General features: G+C 67.1%; 15 protein-coding genes. 6 read left to right on the top strand and 9 right to left on the bottom strand.

From position 1 onward, the window contains the following. Window positions 1–4 precede the first annotated feature (4 nt). Complete coding sequence (locus V9K93_RS01510; protein ID WP_337301974.1) at window positions 5–1,369, top strand: NAD-dependent succinate-semialdehyde dehydrogenase; 1,365 nt, start codon at window positions 5–7, stop codon at window positions 1,367–1,369. Window positions 1,370–1,443: 74 nt separating this feature from the next. Here V9K93_RS01510 and V9K93_RS01505 read toward each other — a convergent pair whose 3' ends face one another. The 7 genes from V9K93_RS01505 to V9K93_RS01475 all read right to left on the bottom strand — a co-directional run bounded on the left by V9K93_RS01505 (window position 1,444) and on the right by V9K93_RS01475 (window position 7,401). Beyond that, the gene (locus tag V9K93_RS01505; RefSeq protein WP_046983335.1) at window positions 1,444–2,466 is read right to left on the bottom strand and encodes a magnesium and cobalt transport protein CorA; all 1,023 of its coding nucleotides are present in this window, start codon (window positions 2,464–2,466) and stop codon (window positions 1,444–1,446) included. A 6-nt stretch (window positions 2,467–2,472) separates the two neighbouring features. Next, window positions 2,473–3,723, bottom strand: coding sequence for a lipoprotein N-acyltransferase Lnb domain-containing protein (locus V9K93_RS01500; RefSeq protein WP_337301973.1), 1,251 nt, complete (start codon window positions 3,721–3,723; stop codon window positions 2,473–2,475). Continuing rightward, window positions 3,720–4,601 (bottom strand): CorC family transporter, encoded by an 882-nt coding sequence (locus tag V9K93_RS01495; RefSeq protein ID WP_004151956.1) that lies wholly within the window; start codon window positions 4,599–4,601, stop codon window positions 3,720–3,722. Before V9K93_RS01495 ends, V9K93_RS01500 begins: the two co-directional genes overlap by 4 nt. A gap of 64 nt (window positions 4,602–4,665) precedes the next feature. Beyond that, window positions 4,666–5,241: a hypothetical protein gene (locus V9K93_RS01490; RefSeq protein WP_337301972.1), complete on the bottom strand. Its 576-nt coding sequence runs from the start codon at window positions 5,239–5,241 to the stop codon at window positions 4,666–4,668. A gap of 28 nt (window positions 5,242–5,269) precedes the next feature. Further along, complete coding sequence (locus V9K93_RS01485; RefSeq protein WP_136638779.1) at window positions 5,270–5,878, bottom strand: hypothetical protein; 609 nt, start codon at window positions 5,876–5,878, stop codon at window positions 5,270–5,272. 54 nt (window positions 5,879–5,932) lie between these two features. Further along, the gene (gene ybeY, locus V9K93_RS01480; RefSeq protein ID WP_019659039.1) at window positions 5,933–6,418 is read right to left on the bottom strand and encodes an rRNA maturation RNase YbeY; all 486 of its coding nucleotides are present in this window, start codon (window positions 6,416–6,418) and stop codon (window positions 5,933–5,935) included. Further along, window positions 6,415–7,401: a PhoH family protein gene (locus tag V9K93_RS01475; RefSeq protein ID WP_032969420.1), complete on the bottom strand. Its 987-nt coding sequence runs from the start codon at window positions 7,399–7,401 to the stop codon at window positions 6,415–6,417. Before V9K93_RS01475 ends, ybeY begins: the two co-directional genes overlap by 4 nt. Before the next feature lie 502 nt (window positions 7,402–7,903). Here V9K93_RS01475 and V9K93_RS01470 point away from each other — a divergent pair. The 3 genes from V9K93_RS01470 to V9K93_RS01460 all read left to right on the top strand — a co-directional run bounded on the left by V9K93_RS01470 (window position 7,904) and on the right by V9K93_RS01460 (window position 10,913). Continuing rightward, entirely contained in the window at window positions 7,904–8,860 is a 957-nt protein-coding gene (locus V9K93_RS01470) for an HlyD family secretion protein (protein ID WP_337301971.1), read from the top strand. A 65-nt stretch (window positions 8,861–8,925) separates the two neighbouring features. Continuing rightward, entirely contained in the window at window positions 8,926–9,804 is an 879-nt protein-coding gene (locus tag V9K93_RS01465; RefSeq protein WP_046983330.1) for an ABC transporter ATP-binding protein, read from the top strand. Further along, the gene (locus V9K93_RS01460; RefSeq protein WP_046983329.1) at window positions 9,801–10,913 is read left to right on the top strand and encodes an ABC transporter permease; all 1,113 of its coding nucleotides are present in this window, start codon (window positions 9,801–9,803) and stop codon (window positions 10,911–10,913) included. The genes V9K93_RS01465 and V9K93_RS01460 overlap by 4 nt, the downstream gene beginning before the upstream one ends. Window positions 10,914–11,001: 88 nt before the next feature. Here V9K93_RS01460 and miaB read toward each other — a convergent pair whose 3' ends face one another. Both miaB and V9K93_RS01450 read right to left on the bottom strand, forming a co-directional pair. After that, the gene (gene miaB / locus V9K93_RS01455; protein WP_136638778.1) at window positions 11,002–12,420 is read right to left on the bottom strand and encodes a tRNA (N6-isopentenyl adenosine(37)-C2)-methylthiotransferase MiaB; all 1,419 of its coding nucleotides are present in this window, start codon (window positions 12,418–12,420) and stop codon (window positions 11,002–11,004) included. A gap of 187 nt (window positions 12,421–12,607) precedes the next feature. After that, on the bottom strand, window positions 12,608–13,228 hold the full coding sequence (locus tag V9K93_RS01450; RefSeq protein WP_012510589.1) for a glutathione S-transferase family protein: 621 nt from the start codon (window positions 13,226–13,228) through the stop codon (window positions 12,608–12,610). A gap of 80 nt (window positions 13,229–13,308) precedes the next feature. Here V9K93_RS01450 and V9K93_RS01445 point away from each other — a divergent pair, with 80 nt between their 5' ends. After that, window positions 13,309–14,277 carry a helix-turn-helix transcriptional regulator gene (locus V9K93_RS01445; RefSeq protein ID WP_046983327.1) on the top strand — a complete coding sequence of 323 codons (969 nt, stop codon included), beginning with the start codon at window positions 13,309–13,311 and terminating at the stop codon, window positions 14,275–14,277. A 46-nt stretch (window positions 14,278–14,323) separates the two neighbouring features. Continuing rightward, window positions 14,324–15,250 carry a lytic transglycosylase domain-containing protein gene (locus V9K93_RS01440; RefSeq protein WP_337301970.1) on the top strand — a complete coding sequence of 309 codons (927 nt, stop codon included), beginning with the start codon at window positions 14,324–14,326 and terminating at the stop codon, window positions 15,248–15,250. Window positions 15,251–15,378 lie beyond the last annotated feature (128 nt).

Below are 15,378 nucleotides of genomic sequence, written 5' to 3'. Positions count from 1 at the left end.
CCCCATGACCGTCGAGATTGTCGACCCGGCCACCGGCCAGGTGACCTACCGCCATGAACTGATGGGTGCTGCCGACATCGAGCAGCGCCTGCAGGCCGCCGCCGATGCATTCCCCGGCTGGGCCGAGCGCTCGCTGCAGGAACGGGGGGCGATCCTCAAGCAGATCGCTGGCCAACTGCGTGCGCGCTGCGATGATCTGCAGCAGGCGATGACCCACGAGATGGGCAAGCTCAAGGCAGAGGCGTTGGCCGAGGTCGACAAGTGCGCGGCGGCCTGCGAGTTCTACGCCGACCACGCCGCCGATTACCTCAAGCCGCAGCTGATCGACACCGAAGCCCAGCGCAGCTATGTGCGCTACGAGCCGATCGGCTGCGTGTTCGCGGTGATGCCGTGGAATTTCCCGATCTGGCAGGTGTTCCGTTTCCTCGCTCCGGCGTTCATGGCCGGCAACGTGGCCCTGCTCAAGCACGCCAGCAATGTGCCCCAGTGTGCCGACCTGATCCTGGCGGTATGCCGTGACGGTGGCCTGCCGGATGGCGTGTTCGATGTACTGCACATCGACAACGACCAGGCGGCCGACGTGCTGCGCGATGCACGGGTAAAGGCGGTGACCCTGACTGGCAGCGAACGGGCAGGGCGCTCGATTGCGTCCAACGCGGGCAGCCAGCTGAAGAAGTCGGTGATGGAGCTCGGGGGCAGCGATGCCTTCGTGGTGCTAGACGATGCCGACCTCGACAAGACCGTGGCGACGGCGGTGAAGTCGCGTTTCGACAACAGCGGTCAGACCTGCATCGCGGCCAAGCGCTTCATCGTGGTGGACGCGGTGGCCGATGAGTTCACCCGTCGTTTCGTTGAAGCTGCGGGCGAGCGCCAATACGGTGATCCCGGCGAGCGCGGCACCACGCTGGCACCCATGGCCCGCGCTGATCTACGCGACGAACTGCACAAGCAGGTGCAGGCCAGTGTGGCCAAGGGCGCGCGGGTGCTGGTGGGTGGTGAGCCGATTGCGGGCACGCATGCCGGCTATCCGGCCACCGTGCTCGATCAGGTCGGCCCGGGCATGCCTGCCTACGACGAGGAACTGTTCGGTCCGGTCGCTGCGGTGATCCGGGTCAAGGACGAGGCCGAGGCGCTGCGCGTGGCCAACGACACCCGTTTTGGCCTGGGCGGCAGCGTGTGGACGCGCGATCCAGTGCGCGGCGAACGTTTCGCGCAACGCATGGAATGCGGCGCGGCGTTCGTCAACGCCATCGTCAAGAGCGATGCGCGCTTGCCGTTCGGTGGCAGCAAGCAGTCCGGCTTCGGCCGTGAACTGGCCGACCACGGCATCCATGAGTTCATGAACATCAAGACCGTCTACGTGGCTTGATGCCGAAGGGTAGTGCCGGCCGCTGGCCGGCATTGCCTGGTTGCCGGCCCGCGGCCGGCACTACCCAAAGCGGGCTACAACCACTTCGCGCGCTTGAACAACCGGTACAACCCCACGCACACGCCACCCACGCCCACGATCATCAGCGGGTAGGACCACGGTTCGCTCAGCTCCGGCATGTGGCTGAAGTTCATGCCGTACCAGCTGGTGATCAGCGTCGGCGCCGCCAGCAGCGCCGCCCATGCACCCAGCCGCTTCACCGTCTCGCCCTGCGCCAGCGTCACCAGCGACAGGTTTACGCTCAGTGCGGTGCCCAGCATCTCGCGCAGGGTGTCGATCACATCGCTGATGCGTACTGCGTGGTCGTGCACGTCGCGGATGTACAGCTTCACTTCGTCGGGGATCAGTTCGCCCTGGTAGCGGCGCAGCTGAGCCAGTACGTCCTGCAGTGGCGCCACCGCCATCCGCATCTTGTTCAGTTCGCGCTTGAGCTCGTACAGCCGCACCACCGTGCTGCGCTTGTAGTTGTCCGCAAAGATGTCCTTTTCCAGCAGGTCCAGGGTGTCGCGGAAGCGGTGCACGATGGGCAGGTAGTTGTCGACCACGAAGTCGGCCACTGCGTACAGGCAGTACGACGGGCCCATCTTCAGCAGCTGCGGCTCGCGTTCCACGCGTGCGCGCACAGGTGCATAGGACAGCGAAGCACCATGGCGCACCGTGACCAGGAAGCGCGGGCCGAGGAAGGCGTGGGTTTCGCCGTACTGGATACGCTCGTCGACCATCTGCGCGGTGGTCACCACCACGAACATTGAGTTGCCGTAGGTTTCGACCTTGGGCCGCTGGTGCGCGTTGCGCGCATCCTCGATGGCCAGGTCGTGCAGGCAGAATTCCTCCTGCAGTTTCAGCAGCACATCGTCGTTGGGGTCGTACAGGCCGACCCAGACGAAGCCGTTGCCACTGGCGATGACGTCGCTGATGGCATCCAGGCTGATGTCGTGGCGTTTGCCCTCGTCATCGTAGTGGACGCAGTTGATGACGCAGGCGGGGTTGGCCGAAGCAGGTGCGGAAGCGGAGGCGGGCAATGACATGCCCGCCATCGTGCGTCAGTGCCGTGTTTCCGACAAGTGAGGACGCCGGCCCAGTACCCAGGCCAGGGCCACATGGACCGGCAGCAGCAGCACGATCCACTGCACGTTGTACTGCGCCTGCAGGCTCAGCCAGTGCAGCACCAGCGCCGCTACGGCCTGTACCGCCAGCAGCCACAGCACGATCCTGAACATGCGGCCCGGCACACGTCGGCGCAGCAGGGCGATCGCACCCGGCAGCAGCAGCACCGCCAGCGGCGAGAGCAACAGCAGGTTGCGGTTGGCCCATGCGGCGTAGTGGATGCTGAAGCCCCACAGGAACACCAGCACGCCACCGAACAGGGCGCACAGCAGCCAGAACGGCAGGGCCAGCCCCGCCAGCAGGCGCGGGCGGTTGCGCAGCGCCAGCACGCCAGCGGCGATTACCAGGCCGCACAGAAGCCACGGCCACCAACGGCGTGCGAACTCCTTCGGCTCCGGGTCGATGCGGTGCGGCAGCAGTTCCTGTTCGGACTGCACCAGCGGACGGCCATCGCTGTTGCGTGCCTGGCGCAGTGCATCTGCCAGGCGCATCGGCACGAAGGCTTCCTGCCAGCGCGACAGCGGCTGGTCGGCGAACGGCCCGAGGCCTACATCGAAGCCCAGCCACATCCACGGTGCCGGCGATGCCAGGCGGACCGATTCACTGCGGTAGGTATTGCCACGCGAGCGGCCCGACAGCTGCGAGTGCAGGCCACCGCCGAGTGCCTTGTCCACCGTGTCGCGCACCATCGTCGCGCAGTTGGCGGTGTAGTAGTCGTAGTGGTAGCGCGCGTTTTCCGGCTTGGCCCGCTCGGCCAGGTCGGCGGCCAGCGCACGTGCCTGGTCCGGGCGCAGGTCCAGCCACTGCACGCTGGCGCCACGGCCGGTCTCGTCGTAGTACGACAGGTCCTGCTGCAACGGCAGCGCCACCAGGTAATACATCATGTCGCCGCGTGCGAAGCGGCTGATGAAATCGTCCTCGGACGGGTCGAAGTAGCCGAAGTTGTAGGAGGTCGCCTCGCCGCTGACCGGATCAAGCACCACGATGGCGTCATGGCCGAAGCGTTCGAAGAACACCGTGCCCGGCTGCATGGTCACCACGCCGATGCGCGGGGCAGGGGCTTCGGCGTGGGGCGCGGGTACGGCAGGCGTGGCTGCCGCAGGCTGCGCGAAGGCGGCCAGCGGCAGGGCCATGGCCAGCACGCACAGTGCCAGCCACAGCGTCAGGATCAGGCCGCGGCGCTTCAAGCGTCGTCCTGCGCGTCCGGCGGCAGCACGGTCACGTGGAAGGCCTGCACCCGGCGCGCATCGGCGCGGGCCACACGGAACATGAAACGGTCCAGCGCCAGCTCGTCACCGACTTCCGGTAGATGGCCCACGGCCTCGGTGACCAGGCCGCCGATGGTGTCGTAGTCCTCGTCGGAGAACGTCGCGCCGAATCGCTCGTTGAAGTCGCCGATCGGGGTCAGCGCGTCGACCACGTACTGGCCGTCGGACTGGATGGCGATCTGTGCCGAGGGATCTTCAGCTTCGTCATGCTCGTCGTCGATGTCGCCGACGATCTGTTCCAGCACGTCTTCGATGGTGACCAGGCCGGCGACACCGCCGTACTCGTCGACCACGATGGCCATGTGGTTGCGCGACAGGCGGAACTCCTTGAGAAGCACGTTGAGCTTCTTGGCCTCCGGAATCAGCACCGCCGGGCGCAGCAGCTCACGCACGTTGGCCGGGCCGTTGTCGGCAACCACGCCGCGCAGCAGGTCCTTGGCCAGCAGGATGCCAAGGATGTCGTCCTTGTTCTCGCCGTGCACCGGGAAGCGCGAATGGCCGGATTCGACCACCTGCTTCATCAGTTCCAGGAAGGGCGCTTCGACCGGCAGCGAGACCATCTGCGAGCGCGAAATCATCACGTCGCCCACGGTCAGCTCGGCCACCGAAATGGCGCCTTCCATCATCTTCAGGGTATCGGCGGCGATCAGACCCTCTTCCTGCGCGGTGTGCAGGACAGCGACCAGCTCGTCGCGGGTGTGGGGTTCGCCGGAGAAGGCGGAGGTCAGGCGTTCAAGCCAGCCGCGCTTCTTTTCACTGTGCTCCGCGGGGGAGCTACTACTGTCGTCTTCTGACATCTCTGGAAAAAAGGCACCCGGCAGGCCGGGCGTTGGCCCAAGTCTAGCAGGATGTGGCGGCCTGTCAGTGACCGACGCTGCCCGGTCCAGTGATCGGCGGCGGGGCCAGTTCGGGCCGGGGGGCTTCCTCCTCGGGCAGGTCCAGGCTGTAGGTGCAGCCGGCCAGGGTCTTGCCGGGGTGGGAGGCCACGGTGGAGACGCTGAGGATGATCGACTCGATCTGGGCCTCGCCGGTCTTCGGGTCGGTCATATCGCGGCTGACCAGCTCGCGCCCGGCCATGAACTTGCCGTCCTGGTCGTAGCCGGTCTCCAGTTCCAGCTGCTTGGCCAGCGGCCGCGGGTCGGCCTGGTCGAGGACGGCCATGATGCTGGCGCCGGCCACGGCCACCCGCTCGGTGACTGTGCCAAATACGCTGATCGGCTGGGCCAGGCGGTACTCGCTCATGAACTGGTTGCCCTGCGGCAGCGGCTGCAGGCCCTGGGCCACGGCTTTCAGCGGGTCGGCCAGCAGCGGTGCCAGTGCGGCGTACTCGGCCATGCCCTGGCGGCATTCGATCAGCGCCGGCAGGTCCAGGCTGGAGGCGACGGCAGACGGGGCCGCAAGGGCACACAGCAGGGGCAGGCAGCAGCGCAATGACACGAGCGGTTTCCGTGGTCGGGGGCCGCCATCATAGCTCCGGCGAACGCCCGGAAGGCCGGGTGAGAAGGCGCAGGAAGCCGACCATCGCCCGCCGTACGACCATCAGCGACAGGGTCAGCACGACCGCAAGCATGGCGACCTGCATCAACTGCCCCGCGATGCGCGCCACGGTTGGCCACAGGCCCGGGCTGGTCAGCCAGGGCATCAGTTCCGCTGCCGCGATCCTGGCCACTTTCATGTAGATCACGGCCAGCACGAACAGCACCAGCAGCGCGGTGCGGCTGGCATGGAAGAACGGCAGCGCGTTTACGGAGCGGCCCAGACGGCGGTGCAGGATCATTCGCCACAGGACCGGAAGGGTCAGTGCACCCACCAGCACCAGCACCATCGACGTTTCCCACATTCCGGGAAGATGGACCGGCTCGCGTTCGCCGGTGAGATGCGGGCCGATCAAGCCGATCGCCAGCCCGATCAGCAGACAGACGGGCGACAGCAGGGCCAGGCCGCGCAGCAGCCAGTGGCTGCCGGCGGGATCACGGGCGCCGATGCGTTGAACGGCATAGGCGCCGAGCACCACCAGGACGGCAAACAGGCTGGCGCCAATCAGAAACGGAATGAAGCTGCCGTGCGAGGTCATCCTTGTTCCTCCGGTTTCTGGCCCCGGGCATGGGGCATTGGGGGCGTTTCCCGCTCAGCGCTCGCCAGCGTACGGATCGGCGATGCCGAGCTCGGCCAGGATGTCACGCTCCAGCTGTTCCATCGCCTCGGCTTCCTTGTCGTCTTCGTGGTCCCAGCCGAGCAGGTGCAGCACGCCGTGCACGGTCAGGTGCGCGTAGTGCGCGTTGAGCGCCTTGCCCTGTTCGTCGGCCTCGCGGGCCACCACCGGTGCGCAGATCACCAGGTCACCGAGCAGTGGGAACTTCACGCCCTTGGGCAGGCCTTCGGGCACTTCGGCCGGGAAGCTGAGCACGTTGGTCGCGTAGTCCTTGCCACGGTAATGGCGGTTCAGCGACTGCCCTTCCTTGGCATCGACCACGCGGATGGCCAGGTCGGCCTCGCGGATGCGGCCCTTCAGCGCAGCGGCCACCCACTTGCGGAAGCTGACGGCCGCCGGCAGGCCGGCACGCGGCAGGGCGTAACTGACGGCGACGTCCAGTCGCACGGGACCACGGGTCATGGAGTTGCTCCAGGTTGGATCTGATGCAGGTCGCGGCGGTCGTACGCACTGACGATACGCGCCACCAGCGGGTGGCGCACCACGTCGCGGGATTCAAAGAAGGTGAAGCTCACGCCCTCGACCTCGCGCAGCACATCGATGGCATCGCGAAGGCCGGACTTCACATGCTTGGGCAGATCGGTCTGGGTCAGGTCACCGGTGACCACTGCGGTCGAGCCATAGCCCAGGCGGGTCAGGAACATCTTCATCTGCTCGATGGTGGTGTTCTGTGCCTCGTCCAGGATCACGAACGCATCGTTGAGCGTGCGGCCGCGCATATAGGCCAGCGGTGCAATCTCGATGACGTTGCGCTCGAGCAGCTTCACCACCTTTTCCACACCCATCATCTCGTACAGGGCGTCGTACAGCGGTCGCAGGTAGGGGTCGACCTTCTGGCTCAGGTCGCCGGGCAGGAAGCCCAGCTTCTCGCCGGCTTCCACTGCCGGGCGCACCAGGATCAGCCGCTGCACCCGCGACTCGTTCAGCGCCTCGACCGCGCTGGCTACGGCCAGGAAGGTCTTGCCGGTGCCGGCCGGGCCGATACCGAAGTTGATGTCGTGGCTGGCGATCTGGTGCAGGTAGCGGCTCTGGTTGGCGCCACGTCCGCGCACCGTGCCGCGCTTGACCTTGATTGCCACGTCCTGTGCTTCGTAGGAGCGCTCGGCGATCTGCTCGACATTGGCCTGCGCCAGGCGCAGATGGATGGCGTGGTTGTCGAAGGTGGTCTCACCGGCTTCGGCGTACAGCGCCTCGACCAGCTTCTGCGCCTCGACGATGGCCTCGTTCGGCCCGCTGATGCGGAACACGAAGCCACGGTTGGCGATCTCCACGCCGAGCTTCAGCTCGATCTGGCGCAGGTGGCCATCGAAGGGGCCGCACAGGTTGGCCAATCGCTCGTTGTCTTCCGGCGACAGGGTGAAGTCTCGATGATCGATGCTTTTCATTGCTTTGGGTGGGGCGGAAGCCTTCCACCGCAGTGTATTCAGGGAGGACAAGGGTAGCGCGCGCACGGGGCGCACGGCCAGCAGGAGGGCGATACAGCGTTTTCCACACCCGGTGTGGACGGGAGCTGAGGAAACCTGTGGATAGACCTCTGCAGTGCTTGTGCCACAAGCCTCATGAGAAGGTGGTGAAAAAATCGTCACGGCCGCAAGGGCTCCCGCATCGAAAGGACAAACGCGTCGCAAGGAGGCTACTTCGCAGCGCACTCCGGGATTCATCGTGATGGCAGCGCATGTTCCACTGCCAGGCGAGCAACGGCAGCGTGCCGTGCCGGTTTTCCACACCCGCTGTGGAATGATGCTGAATCAACCTGTGGATAGGTGGCTCAGACCCTTGTCGCAAGGGCTTCGCCACGCCGTGGTGAAAAAACCGTCAGGGCTGATCGGGATCATTGTGGGTGCACGGAGCACATGGCACCGTAGCGCCGTCGCAGTAGGGGCTGGCATGGATATAGGCAACGGCATGCGTCGAATTGGGCTGGTAGGCATCGGTCTGCTGGCAGGATGTGGGCAGGCACCGCCCATCGCACTGGGCACGCTGGAATGGGACCGGATCACGGTGCCGGCGCCGGCAGCCGAAGTAATCGCCACGGTGGACGTGCACGAAGGCCAGCAGGTCAAGGCCGGCGCGGTGCTGATGCAGCTCGACCCGGCCCGCGGCGACGCGCAGTTCGCTGCCGCTCAGGCCGACACGGCCCGAGCGCAGGCGCAACTGGAAGAACTGAAGATCGGACCGCGCCAGGAGCAGATCGCGCAGGCAAAGGCACAGCTGACCGCATTGCGCGCACAGGCCGCCGAGGCCAGTGCCTACTACCGCCGGGTGCAGCCGTTGGCGCAGCAGCGCCTGATCGCCGCCGCCGAACTGGACCGCGCACGCGCCGCCGCCGGCAATGCCGAGGCCAGCGTGCATGCTGCCGAGCAGGCCTGGCTGGAGCTGGTGCACGGCAGTCGCGTGCAGGACATCGCCCAGGGCCAGGCCACCGCCGAAGCCGCACAGGCACAACAGGTCGTGCAGGGGGTCAATCTGCAGAAGCTGCAGCTGCGCGCGCCACGCGATGGCGTGGTCGATGCCTTGCCGTATCGGCAGGGTGACCAGGCCCCCATCGGCGCACCGCTGGCGGTGATGCTGGTCGGCGAGCGTCCCTACGCGCGTGTCTACCTGCCGCAGCCGCTGCGCCTGCAGGTCACCGTGGGGCAGGCCGCACAGGTGCAGTTGGAAGGGGGCGGCACCGTGCTGAAGGGGCGCGTGCGTTCGATCCGCAGCGAGCCCTCGTTCACGCCGTACTACGCACTGACCGGCGACGACGTCGCGCGCTTGAGCTATCTGGCCGAGATCGAAGTGGACGAGGCTGCGGACATGCAGAAGCTCCCGGCCGGGTTGCCGGTGCAGGTGCGCTTCTGAACACCAGTGAGGACATCGCGGTCCGCGCACGAGGGCTGACGCGTCGCTTCGGCGAACTTCTGGCCGTGGACAACGTCGACCTGACCGTGCCGCGCGGCCAGGTCTACGGCTTCCTGGGCCCGAACGGGTCCGGCAAGTCGACCACCATCCGCATGCTGTGCGGCCTGCTGGAACCCAGCGCAGGGCAGATCGAGGTGCTGGGACTGGCAGTGCCCGAGCAGGCAGAGGCGCTGCGCCGGCGCATCGGCTACATGACCCAGCGCTTCTCGCTGTACGAAGACCTGTCGGTGCGCGAGAACCTGGAATTCCTCGCCGCCATCCAGGACCTGCCGCGCGCGCAGGCCCGACAGCGGATCGAAGCGCTGCTGCAGCAGTACCGCCTGCAGGACCGGCAGCCGCAGTTGGCCGGCACCCTCAGCGGTGGGCAGAAGCAGCGCCTGGCGCTGGCCGGTGCGGTGATACATGGGCCGGAACTGCTGTTCCTGGACGAGCCGACCAGTGCGGTCGATCCGGAATCGCGCCGCGATTTCTGGGAGGCCCTGTTCGAGCTGGCCGACGCCGGTACCACCGTGCTGGTTTCAACCCATTACATGGACGAGGCCGAGCGCTGCCACCGGCTGGCGATTCTCGATCGTGGCGCACTGGTGGCCGACGGCACGCCGGACGAGCTGTGTGCACAGCTGCAAGGCCGCACGTTGCAGGTCACGTCGGTGCAACCGCGTCAGGCCAGCCGCGCGCTGGCCGCATTGCCTGGCGTGCTGAGCGTGGCGCAGATCGGCACTCAGCTTCGCGTGCTGTGCAGTGAGGAGATGGCAGATGTTGCTGAGCTGCGCCATGCACTGGCCGGTGCCGATCCGCAGGCCAGCATTGAGCCGGTGGCGCCGAACCTGGAAGACGTCTTCGTGGCCGCCACCCGCGGCCGCGGCCGGGAGCCGGCGGCATGAACCTGCGCCGGCTGTGGGCGATCATGCTCAAGGAACTGCGGCAGCTGCGCCGCGACCGCATCACGCTGGCGATGATCGTCGGCATTCCGGTAATGCAGCTGCTGCTGTTCGGCTACGCGATCAATCTCAACCTGCGCCATCTCAACGCCGGTGTCGCCGACCAGGCCAACAGTGCGGCGTCGCGTGCGCTGGTGCAGGACATGGTGGCCACTGGTGTGATCACGCCGCGCAGCGACACCTACACGCCTGATGAGCTGATGCAGGCGTTGCGCCGTGGCGAGATCAGTGTCGGCATCGTGGTGCCGGCCGACTTCGAGCGGCGCCGTTTCGATGGACGCGAGGCGGTACAGGTGCTGGTCGATGGCAGCGACACGGTTGTACAGAGCGCGGCGATCCAGCTGGCGCAGGTGCCGCTGGAGACACGACCGACCAGCAACACGCGGCCACTACGCGAAGGCAGCATCGCCGGTGGTCCGATCAGTGTGACCAGTTTCTACAACCCGCAGCGGCGTTCGGCAGTGAACATCGTGCCGGGCCTGATCGGGGTGATCCTGACCATGACCCTGGTGATGTTCACTGCCGTGGCGGTGGTGCGCGAACGCGAGCGCGGCAACATGGAACTGCTGATCGCCACGCCGGTGTCACGCAGCGAACTGATGGTCGGCAAGGTGCTGCCCTATGCGGCCATCGGCCTGCTGCAGACTACGCTGGTGCTGCTGCTTGGCACATGGCTGTTCCAGGTGCCGATCCGCGGCAGCCTGTTGGACATCTACCTGGCGGCGGTGCTGCTGGTGCTGGCCAACCTGGCGTTGGGCCTGCTGATTTCCACGCGCGCACGCTCGCAGTTCCAGGCCATGCAGATGACTCTGTTCCTGTTCCTGCCGTCGATCCTGCTGTCGGGCTTCATGTTCCCGTTCGCGGGCATGCCGCGGCCGGTGCAGTGGCTGGCCGAGGTGCTTCCGCTGACCCATTTCCTGCGACTGGTGCGCGGCATCATGCTGCGCGGGGCCTCGCTGTGGGAGCTGTGGCACGACGCGCTGGCGCTGCTGGCCTTCATCGTGGTGATGATGACGCTGGCGATCCTGCGCTTCCGCAAGCGGCTGGATTGACGTGGCCGGGGTCGGATCCCCACAGGGGCTCTGACCCCAATGATCGGTGCAACGGGTCGGAGCCCCTGCGGGGATCCGACCCTGCCGGTCAGCCCGCGACCACGCGCGCGCGCAGCGAATTGGTCAGCGCTTCGGTGATCACCACGTCCACGAACTGGCCGATCAGCCGCGCCGGTGCCGGGAAGTTCACCGAACGCATGTTCTCGGTCTTGCCGGTCAGCTCGTTCGGGTTCTTGCGCGAAGGACCTTCCACCAGCACGGTCTGCACGGTGCCGACCATCTTCTCGGAGATGCCGGCGGCATGCGCATTGATGCGTTCCTGCAGACGCGACAGGCGTGCGTGCTTCTCGGCGTCGCTGATCGTGTCCTCCAGGTCCGCAGCCGGGGTGCCCGGGCGACGCGAATAGATGAAGGAGAAGCTGTGGTCGAAGCCGATGTCTTCGATCAGCTTCATGGTCTTCTCGAAGTCGGCATCGGTCTCGCCGGGGAAGCCGACGATGAAGTCCGAGCTGATCGAGATGTCCGGGCGCACCGCGCGCAGTTTGCGGATCTTCGACTTGAATTCCAGTGCGGTGTAACCACGCTTCATCGCCGACAGCACGCGGTCGCTGCCGGCCTGCACCGGCAGGTGCAGGAAGTTGGCCAGCTGCGGCACGTCGCGGAATGCATCGATCAGCGAATCGCTGAATTCCAGCGGGTGCGAGGTGGTGAAGCGGATGCGACCGACACCGTCGATCTCGGCGATGGTGCGGATCAGCAGGCCGAGGTCGGCAAATTCGCCGTCGCCATACGGGCCGCGGTAGGCATTGACGTTCTGGCCGAGCAGGTTGATCTCGCGCACGCCCTGCGCGGCCAGCTGCGCCACTTCCACCACCACGTCCTCGAACGGGCGGCTGACCTCGGTGCCGCGGGTGTAAGGCACCACGCAGAACGAGCAGTACTTGGAACAGCCTTCCATGATCGAGACGAAGGCAGAGGCACCGTCGGCGCGCGGCTCGGGCAGGCGGTCGAACTTCTCGATCTCGGGGAAGCTGATGTCCACCTGCGGACGCTTCTGCTCGCGCCGTGCGCGGATCAGTTCCGGCAGGCGGTGCAGGGTCTGCGGGCCGAACACCAGGTCGACGAACGGCGCGCGCTTGATGATCGCTTCGCCTTCCTGCGAGGCGACGCAGCCGCCCACGCCGATGATGACTTCACGGCCCTTGTTCTTCAGGCCCTTCCACACGCCCAGCTGGCTGAATACCTTTTCCTGCGCCTTCTCACGGATGGAGCAGGTGTTGACCAGGATGACGTCGGCGTCGTCCGGGCTGTCGGTCAGTTCCAGGCCATCGCTGGCGGCAAGCACGTCGGCCATCTTGGCCGAGTCGTACTCGTTCATCTGGCAACCGTGGGTCTTGATGTACAGCTTGCCCTTGACCTGGTCAGGCTTGCGCGGACCAGCGGGCAGGGCAACGAGCGGGGTACCGCCCGGCGCGGCGGGCGGAAAGACGTCTGGCGTCCCGGTCATGGCGCTTAATCCATTCGGGTGGCGGGAAAGCGGGCAATTCTACCCGCATCCTGCGCCCCCCGCCGCGCCTGTGTAGAGCCGAGCCCACGCTAGGCTGCTCCTCCATCACCTACGTGGCAGCCAGGCATGGCCTGGCTCTGCTGAAACCCAAGCCGAGCGTGGGCTCGGCTCTACAAGGGGGCTCTGCTTAAGCCGCTGCCAGCTCCGCATCGATCTGACGCGAGCGGTCAAAGGCGGTCATCGCGCTCATTCGCGCGATGTAGTCAGCCGTGGCCGGCGCCGGCTGCACCAGGCCGAAGGCGGTGGTCCAGGCCAGTGCATTGCCCCACAGCACGTCGGCGGCGCTCATCGTCTCGCCGAGCAGATACGGGCCTTGCGCCAGCTGGGCTTCGATCACCTGCAGCACGGTCTCCGCGTCGTTGTAGGGCGACATCAGTCGCGGCGGCGGCTCGCGATGCATCGCCTTGTCGATCATCGCCGGCTCGAAGCAGGCGCCATAGAAGGCCATCCAGCGCAGGTAGGGGCCGCGCAGGGCGTCGCCGATCGGCGGGGCCAGCCCGGCTTCCGGGTACAGGTCGGCCAGGTACAGGTAGATCGCCACCTGTTCGGTCACCAGGGCGCCGTTGTGGACGATGGCCGGCACCTTGCCCATCGGGTTGATGGCCAGGTAGGCCGGGGCCAGGTTGGCGCCGGCCTTCAGGTCCAGCACCTGCATGCGGTAGTCGGCACCCAGCGCTTCCAGCAGGGCCACGGCGCCGCTCGAGCGTGAACGGGCGGCGTGGTACAGGGTGATCTGGCGTGACGTCATGGCATTGCTCCTTGCGGTGGGTGGTGAACTGGAGGCCATCCTGAGGCACTATTGCGGACGACTTCTGTCCTCGATCCTTCATGCGCCACACCGCCCATCGACTGCTGCGCCTGATCGCCCTGCTGCAGGCCCGTCGCCAGTGGTCCGGCGCCGAACTGGCCGAGCGCATGGGCGTGGACCGGCGCAGCATCCGCCGCGACATCGAGCGCCTGCGCGAGCTGGGTTACCCGGTGCAGGCCTCGGCCGGCGTCGGCGGCGGCTACCAGCTGGGGTCCGGCGCGCCAGTGTTGCCGATGCTGCTGGATGAGGAGGAGGCGACCACCCTGGCCATCGCGCTGCGTGCGGCATCGGCCACCGTCGCCGGAATCGACGACACCGCGCGTGGGCTGCTGTCCAAGCTCGACCCGCTGGTGCCGGCCCGCCGTCGCCAGCAGGCGGGCGAGGTGCATGCAGCGACGGCCACCCTGTCAGATCTTCCGTCCACCGATGCACGGCTGCTGGGACGGCTGGCCCTGCATTGCCGGCAGGCGGCGCGGCTGGCCTTCGAGTACCGCAGCGCGCAGGACGCGGTGACCCAGCGCGAGGTCGAGGCCCAGCATCTGGTCAATTACGGTCGGCGCTGGTACCTGCTGGCCTGGGATCTGGGGCGCCAGGACTGGCGCACCCTGCGCGTGGACCGGATGGGCGCGGTACGCGAATGCTCCGAGCCGGGCATGCACCGACGTACCCCGGCACCGCCGGATGTGATGGTGCGGCAGGCAGTCAGCCAGGCCCCGTTCGCGCTGCAGGCGATCCTGCGCCTGGCCGGCAGCCGCGCCGAGCTGGAAGGGCGCATTCCGCCGTGGTGCGGGGTGCTGGAGGCCGATGGCGCCCACCATTGCCTGCTGCGCATGGGCGCCGAGAGCCGCGGCATGATGCTGGCGCAGATCCTCAGCCTGGACCGCGTGCCGGTGGCGCTGTGGACCACGCCACCAGGCCTGCGCGACGAGCTGGCGCAGCGCTTGGCCGGGCTGGGCCAGGTGCTGGCTGTGGCGCCGGTCACAGCCTGAGCCGCATCGCTTGGCAAGCTCAGGCGAAGCTGGGACACTCGCCGCCATGAAGGGGATACTGGGGACAACGGCGATCATCATCGCTGCGCTGACCGCTGCGCCGGCCAGCGCCGGCAGCCTGTACAAGTGCCAGGGCGCCGATGGCGTCACCAGTTATGTCAGCAAGCGTGTGGCCGGGGCCCGCTGCAGCACCATCAGCTACAGCCGCGATAGCCGCCCGGCACCGCGCCCGGTGGTTTCCGCGCCGAAACCGTCTCCGGCCACCGTGGCCAGCATCGAGCGCAATCCGGTCGCTGTGGCGGCCGGTGTGGCGGCGCCGGCCGTGGTCGGGCCAGCACCAACGCCAACACCTGCAGCTGTTCCGGTGCCCCAGGCTACCCCGCGTGGCGGCCGCATGGTCAGCGGCCAGGTCTATTCCTTCATGAAGGACGGCGTGCGCCACTACACCAGCGCCCGGCCGACCCAGGTGGCCAATCTCGGCCCGGTACGCACCATCCGCTACAGCTTCATGGAGCGCTGCTACGCCTGCGGGGTCAATCCGCGCGTGGACTTCGGCACGGTGCGCTTGAACACCACGGCATTCCAGAGCGAGATCACCTCGGCCGCACGCGAGTTCGGCGTCGACGAGGCGGTGGTGCGCGCGATCATCCATGCCGAGTCGGCCTACAACCCGACCGCGCTCAGCCGCGCCGGCGCCCAGGGCCTGATGCAGCTGATGCCCCCCACCGCCGCCCGCTTCGGGGTTGGTGATTCCTACGATGCCGGACAGAACATCCGCGGCGGCGTGCAGTATCTTGCGTGGTTGCTGAAGCGCTTCAACGGCGATCTGACCCTGGCTGCCGCCGGCTACAACGCCGGCGAAGGCGCGGTCGACCGCCACGGTGGCGTGCCGCCATACAGCGAAACCCAGTATTACGTGCGCCGGGTCGGCCAGCTGGCCGAGCGTTACCGCACTGCCCTGAGTCACCAGTAGGTGCCGCTAACTGATGGGTGCCGACCGTTGGTCGGCACTCATTTGAAAGGTAGTGCCGGCCGCTGGCCGGCAACCCCGCAATCAATGTTGTTGCAATGCGTTGTGTGGCGCGCGACGGTTCCGCTACA

Origin of the sequence: Stenotrophomonas sp. CCNWLW162 (assembly GCF_037203745.1) — a bacterium.
In the GTDB taxonomy this organism is placed as follows: domain Bacteria; phylum Pseudomonadota; class Gammaproteobacteria; order Xanthomonadales; family Xanthomonadaceae; genus Stenotrophomonas; species Stenotrophomonas maltophilia_AQ.
The sequence above is the reverse complement of the archived record's forward strand: the minus strand, read 5'-3'. Positions and strand labels throughout refer to the sequence as shown.